The organism is Thiocapsa sp. (genome assembly GCF_035467215.1).
Taxonomy (GTDB): Bacteria; Pseudomonadota; Gammaproteobacteria; order Chromatiales; family Chromatiaceae; genus Thiocapsa.
The window spans coordinates 1-6,601 of the sequence record NZ_DATITZ010000221.1 but is presented as its reverse complement, the minus strand read 5'-3'; the positions used below and the strand labels follow the sequence as shown (position 1 = coordinate 6,601).

5 protein-coding genes and 1 pseudogene are annotated in these 6,601 nt (G+C 65.7%); 4 read left to right on the top strand and 2 right to left on the bottom strand.

The window, feature by feature from the left end:
* A pseudogene (locus VLR48_RS12515) lies at nt 1-447 on the top strand (ATP-binding protein); the annotation flags it as partial.
* 186 nt (nt 448-633) lie between these two features.
* On the opposite strand, the gene nifA reads toward VLR48_RS12515, so the two are convergent.
* On the bottom strand, nt 634-2,214 hold the full coding sequence (nifA, locus tag VLR48_RS12510) for a nif-specific transcriptional activator NifA (protein ID WP_325292108.1): 1,581 nt from the start codon (nt 2,212-2,214) through the stop codon (nt 634-636).
* A gap of 16 nt (nt 2,215-2,230) precedes the next feature.
* Nucleotides 2,231-3,871 carry a nitrogen fixation negative regulator NifL gene (gene nifL, locus VLR48_RS12505; RefSeq protein ID WP_325292107.1) on the bottom strand — a complete coding sequence of 547 codons (1,641 nt, stop codon included), beginning with the start codon at nt 3,869-3,871 and terminating at the stop codon, nt 2,231-2,233.
* Nucleotides 3,872-4,273: 402 nt separating this feature from the next.
* Between nifL and rsxA the strand changes: the two genes are divergently transcribed.
* The 3 genes from rsxA to VLR48_RS12490 all read left to right on the top strand — a co-directional run.
* Entirely contained in the window at nt 4,274-4,849 is a 576-nt protein-coding gene (rsxA, locus tag VLR48_RS12500) for an electron transport complex subunit RsxA (protein WP_325292106.1), read from the top strand.
* 255 nt (nt 4,850-5,104) lie between these two features.
* Entirely contained in the window at nt 5,105-5,638 is a 534-nt protein-coding gene (rsxB, locus tag VLR48_RS12495; RefSeq protein WP_325292105.1) for an electron transport complex subunit RsxB, read from the top strand.
* Between the two features lie 283 nt (nt 5,639-5,921).
* Nucleotides 5,922-6,601, top strand: a 680-nt coding sequence (locus VLR48_RS12490; protein WP_325292104.1) for an RnfABCDGE type electron transport complex subunit C, incomplete at its 3' end; no start/stop codon positions are given.

The window sequence follows — 6,601 nt, the reverse complement described above, 5'->3', positions numbered from 1 at the left end:
CTGAATTCGGACGGGAGCCTGAACCCCGAGCGTCTCCTGGGTGCCTTCCTGGACTTCTGGCGCCAACACGGCCAACCACTCTTGGGCAGCGCTGCCTACCACGAGATCGCCCCGCATCTGGTGTTCATGGCCTTTCTGCATCGTGTGGCCAACGGCGAGTCCACGCTGGAACGCGAATATGCGCTCGGCTCCGGCCGAATGGATCTGTGCCTGCGTTACGGAGCGGTCACGCTCGGCATCGAGCTGAAGGTCTGGCGCGACGGTGCCCCCGATCCGTTGGCCGAGGGGCTGGTGCAGCTGGATGGGTATCTCGCCGGTCTTGGACTGGACGCGGGCTTGCTCGTGATCTTCGACCGCCGCGCCGGCCAGCCGCCGATCGCCGAGCGTACGAGCAGTGCCGAGATGCGCAGTCCTCAGGGCCGACACATCTGCGTGGTGCGGGCTTAAACCGCGCTCGGCGCGCTATGCGATTCTTTTGTGTGGGATTGGCCCCGGCAGATTTGACGACCGCTGGAGTCAGCGCGGTTTAAGGTATAAAAAAATAGATCATTTTAAACCGCGTCTCCGCCAAGGGTTGTGGATGCGGCAAACGTCGAGCTCACTCGAAGATGAGCACCTCGCTCTGGACGCGGTTTAAAATTGCCGCATCTTGATGTTCAGCGTCTGGATCCGGTAGGCGATCTGACGCGGCGTCATGTTGAGCAGCCGCGCGGCCTTGGCCTGGACCCAGCCGGCCTCTTCCAGCGCGGCGATCACCCGCTCGCGCTCGTCGATGTCGGGGTCGTTGAAGTCGATCGTGGAGATCTTTGCGGGCGTGCTCGGGAGCGGCTCGCTCGCCAGGGCGGCCACATTCAGACCGGTCAGCTCGATCACGTCGCGGTCGATGATCCCCTGCTCGCTCATGACCGCGGCGCGCTCCATGCAGTTCTCGAGCTCGCGGACATTGCCGGGCCAGTCGTGCCGCATCAGGATGCGCAGGGCGCTGTCGGTAATCGAAAGCTCGCGCCCCTGCATGCGCGAGACCTTCTCCACGAGAAAGCGGGCGAGGTCGGGGATGTCCTCGATGCGCTCGCGCAGGGCCGGCATGCGGATGGGCATGACGTTTAAGCGATAGTAAAGATCCTCGCGGAAATCGCCGGCGCGCACCTCGGCCTCGAGGTCGCGGTTGGTGGCCGCGATGACGCGCACGTCGACCTTGAGGGTGCGACCGCCGCCGACCCGCTCGAACTCGCCCTCCTGCAGGACGCGCAGCAGCTTGGCCTGGAAGGCCGGGGTGATCTCGCCGATCTCGTCGAGAAAGAGGGTACCGCCGTCGGCCTGCTCGAAACGGCCTTTGCGCTGGCTGATCGCCCCGGTGAAGGCGCCCTTTTCGTGGCCGAAGAGCTCGGATTCCAGCAGATTGTCGGGCAGGGCCGCGCAGTTGAGCTTGACGAAGGCGGCGCGTGCGCGCGGGGAGTTGTAATGGATGGCGTTGGCGATCAACTCCTTGCCGGTGCCTGATTCGCCCCGAATCAGGACCGTGGTGTTCCATTTCGCCACTTGGCGAACCTGATCGAAGACCAGACGCATGGCGTCCGTGTGCCCGATGATGCTGTCGAAGCCATGGGTCCCTTTGACCTCGCGGCGAAGCTTATCCCGCTCCTCGCGCAAGGCTTGCTGCTCGGCCTCGACGGTGCGGGCAAGACGCACGGCCTGGCCGATCAGATTGGCGACCATTTCCAGGAAACGCGCACGTTCTTCGAGTAGTCCGTCGGCCACGGGAGGCTGGGCCGCGAAGACGCCGATCGCACCCCCTTCGCCGAGTCGGATCGGCACACCGATGAAGGGCAGGTCCGGATCGTAGAGACCGAGTCGATCGAGGAAGCGCGGCTCGTCGCCGATGCGCGGCAGGATCCAGGGCCGATTACGGGAGAGGATGTTGCCGATCACGCCCTCGCCGGGCTGATAGGCGATACGGTCGGTCGCGTGGGGATCGTCGGTATGGAGTGCGCTGATCAAGAGCTCGCCGCGATCCTCGCTCAAGAGACTGACCATCCCGTGCCGAAGGCGTCCTCGCTCGTGCAGGACGCCGAGCACCTCGCGCAGGGTCTGGCGCAGATCGAGCGAACGGCTGAGCACGGAGCTCACCTCGAAGAGGGCGCTGAGTTGGGATTCGAGCAGATCCAACCGGCAGGCCTGCTCGGCACTGCCGGGGACGGGATAGTCGGCATTCATGAGGGTTCGTGCAAGCTCAGTCGTCGTCGGGAACGGCGGTCAGTGACAGGCGAATGCGACAGCCATCGGTCATTTGCGGGTCGACCTCGATACTGCCTCCGTGGGCGTTGACGATCTCTTGACTGAGGGCAAGACCCATACCGGCCTTGCCGCGGCGGTTGCGCCAGCCGATGTAGAAGGGCTCGAAGACCTTATAGCGGTCTTCGGCCGGGATACCCGGGCCGTTGTCTTCGATCTCGACCTCGACGGCCTCGTCGACCCGCCGGGTGGTCAGACGCAGCTCGCGGTGTGCGCGGTTGGTCTCGCAGAGCGCCTGAATGGCATTGTCGATCAGGTGTTTGAACAGCGCGCGCAGCTGGTTCTTGTGGCCCGGAAGCTCGGGCAGCACATGCGCCGGGCGCCAATCGACCACGATCCCCGTGGCCAACAGACGATCGGTCTCTAGCTCCAGGACTTGGCGCAGGAGCTCGTTGACGTTGACCATGACCCCGGCCTCGCGCGGCTCTTCGGGCAGTGCCGAGGTCAGGGTCGCGAGCGCCTTGGCGCCGGACACGCTGATCTGATCGAGCATCCCGGCGAGCGTGTCGACGTTGCCGGCACCGCCGCGCACCATGGCCGCGGCGGCATTGATGACGTTGAGCGGGACCTGAATCTGATAAATGGCCGCGGCGAGCGCCTCGCGCATGCCGTGCATCAGCTGTTGCTCGGCGAGCCTGGCGCGCAGGTTTTCCAGATGGGCGCGCTCGATCTCGCGGCGCCGTGCGGTGACCTCGCTTGCGAGCAGCAACAGACGCCGGTCGCCGGGGGCTTGGCGACCGAAATAATTCCGCGCACTGGCGTCGGTCTCCTCGACCGGGGTCCCCGAGCAGGCGAACCAGCGTGGCCCCATCGAGCCCGGAATCTCGATGGCGACCTCGACATCCTTGAAGCCGCGCCCATCCAAACAGGCTGCGAAGGCGTCCACGCCGAGCTGCTCGCTGACCGCCGCGCGCAGGACATCGGCCGGCTCCTTGCCGCGCAAATCCCCGAACAGCTTTTTATACTCCTGATTGTCCAGGATGATTCGGCCCTTGCTGTCGAGCAGGACGACGATCACCGGGGCCGCATCCAGGACGGTCTCGATGCGCGCCTTCTGTTGACGCAGCGCCCCTTCGAGCTCGTGGACCTTGGTCGCGTCGCGATGCATCCCGAGGAAGTACTGAAGATCCCCGTTGCGGTCCAGGACAGGGGAGATGATCAACTCGGCGAGATAGTCACGGCCCGCCTTCGTGCGGTTGACCAAGGTTCCGGTCCAAGTCTCTTTGCGCTGGATGGTCCGCCACAGCTGTTGGTAGACGCTCGAGGGCGTCGCGTTGCTCGAAAGGATCGACTCGTTCAGGCCGATCACCTCCTCGCGGCTGTATCCGGTCAAGGTTTCGAAGGCGCGATTCGCATAGAGGATCGCCGCTTTGTGGTCCGTGATGGAGATGGCGACGGGCGACTGCTCGACTGCCTCGAAGAAGAGACGGGGGGGCAGCGGATCCAACGCATTGCCGCCCATGAGCGTCAGCGCCTCGACAACCTCCAGCGGGGTCCCGTCCGGCGGGGAGGCCAGAAACTCGCCGAGTGCGTTGATGACGACCTGCTGGACGGTGCCCGGAGCTTCTCGGACCGGCACGGCGCTCTCCTGAAAACGGATGTGGGTCAGTTGACTAAGCAAAGTCGATGCCGTCGGGCGTTCGAGGCGATCGGGCAGCTCCCGCCGGACCGCCGATCGATCCCTGTCGGCCGCTCCCACTCGATACCCTTGTAAGCTTTGCGACATTCGCCGCGCGGTGCAACATGGATTTCTGTTGCCACCGCGACAGCCCGGATCTCGTCGGTCCTCCGGCGGGCCTGTCGGCGAGCGGATCGGCGCCACCTCAAGTCTCTGAGCGCTCGCCGATATCGGCCCGGCGATCGCATCCGCGCGGCGCCCGCGCCTGTCCGGAGCGGACTCCCCGTGCAGCAGAGCCCGGCACATGGCACTGCATTTGCTGATGGTCCGACATCAAGTTCGCGACCCAAGGGCGTTCTCTCGATGGGCGAGTATGTCATGTTGATTCTCGGCACTGCGTTGGTCAACAACGTGGTGCTGGTCAAGTTCCTCGGACTCTGTCCCTTCATGGGGGTGTCGAACAAACTCGACTCGGCCCTGGGGATGGGCTTGGCCACGACCTTCGTCCTGACCCTGGCCGCGGTCGCGAGCTGGCTGCTCGAGTACTTTGTCCTGCAGCCGCTTGACATCGGCTTTCTGCGCATCTTGACCTTCATCCTGGTCATCGCCGCGGTCGTGCAGTTCACCGAGATGGCGGTGCGCAAGCTCTCGCCGGCGCTGTATCAGGTGTTGGGGATCTTCCTCCCGCTCATCACGACCAATTGCGCCGTGCTGGGCGTGGCCCTGTTGAACGTCCAAGAGGAGCATGGGTTCCTCGAAAGTGTCCTTTACGGGTTTGGCTCCGCACTCGGCTTTACCCTGGTCATGTTGCTGTTCGCCGGGCTGCGCGAACGCCTGGCGCTTGCGCAGGTGCCGGCGGCCTTTGCGGGGGTGCCGATTGCCTTTGTCGCCGCCGGGCTGCTTTCGCTCGCGTTTATGGGCTTCGCGGGGCTGGCGTGAAACTCCGGAACGCGCTCGGTGCGACAAGCAAGGATTGGTGGATCCCCGGGCGTCCGGTCCAGTCAACGGCCCTGGTGTGTCGCGTTCCGGAGGATCAAGAACAGATGAATATGGCTCACTGCCGGGGCGCGACGATTTTCCGGGCGGATGCCGCGGGGTTCGGTCCGGAATTCGGCGGGCAGCGGACCGCCGGTTCCCGGGGCGCGTGCCCGACCGCAACCGACACGACCGATCCTTACCCGAGATCAGAACACGATGATTGCAGCGATCTTCAGCCTCACGACACTCGGCCTGATCCTGGGCTGGCTCCTAGGCCTCGCCGCGCGCTACCTCAAGGTCGAGGGCAATCCGCTCGCCGAGCGGGTCGCCGAGCTCCTGCCCGGCTCGCAATGCGGGCAATGCGGTTATCCCGGATGCGGACCGGCGGCCGAGGCGATTGCCGCGGGCGCGGCGCCCGTGACCAGCTGTCCGCCCGGCGGCCGTATCCTGGCCGAGGAGCTGGCGGGTCTCCTCGGGGTCAGCGTGGATCTCTCGGGCGTCGCCGACAAGGCACCGGCGATCGCGCACATCCACGAGAACCTCTGCATCGGCTGCTGCAAATGCTTCAAGCGCTGCCCGACCGACGCGATCATGGGGGCCAACAACATGATCCATAGTGTCTTCGCCGATGCCTGTACCGGCTGCGAGCTTTGCTTCGAGGTCTGCCCGACCGAGTGCATCGAGATGCGCCCGGTGACGCCGACCCTTCAGACCTGGTACTGGGCGAAGCCGAGCGCGCTGGCGGCATGAGGCGGGCGGGGGGGCGTCAGCCACCAGCCACCAGCCACCAGCCGCCAGCCGCCAGCCGCCAGCCACCAGCCACCAGCCATGATGTCCCCTGATAGCTTATAGCCGATAGCTGATCGCAGGAGGCAGGAGGCAGGAGGCAGGAGGCAGGAGGCAGGAGGCAGGAGGCAGGAGGCAGGAGGCAGGAGGCAGGAGGCAGGCGGCAGGCGGCAGGAGGCAGGCGGCGGGAAGCAACCCCTGAGCAACGCCCTAAAGATCGAAACGCAGAGGCACGAAAGACCCGACTATGAAACTCTTCAAGATCCGCGGCGGCGTGCATCCGCACGACAACAAGCACCTCGCGGCCGAGCAGGCGATCGAGGATCTGCCGATGCCTGCGCTGCTGCACATCCCGCTGCAGCAGCATATCGGGGCGCCCGCCAAGCCGGCGGTACGTCGCGGCCAGCGGGTGGCGAAGGGCGAGCTGCTCGCGTTCAGTCAGGGTGCCATCTCCGCCCCCGTGCATGCACCGACCTCGGGTCGCGTGATGGGGGTCGGCAGCTATCCGGCGCATCATGCCTCGGGGCTCTCGGTGCGGACCGTGACGCTGATGCCCGACGGCGAGGATCGCTGGTCGGACGAGATTCAAGGCGTGCCCGACCCCTTTGCACTCTCGCCGGAGGAGATCTCGGCACGGGTCGCGGCGGCCGGTATCGTCGGCATGGGCGGGGCGACCTTCCCGTCGGCGGTCAAACTCAACCTGCGCACCCGCTATCGGCTGCACACCCTGGTCATCAACGGTGCCGAGTGCGAGCCGTACCTGACCTGCGACGATCGTCTGATGCGCGAGCACGCCGACGCGGTCGTCGACGGGATCCGCATCATGGCGCACGCCCTGGGCGTGGAGCGCATCGTCATCGGCATCGAGAACAACAAGCCCGAGGCCCAAGCGGCGATGGCCGTCGCCGCATCGGTGGACCCGCGGAT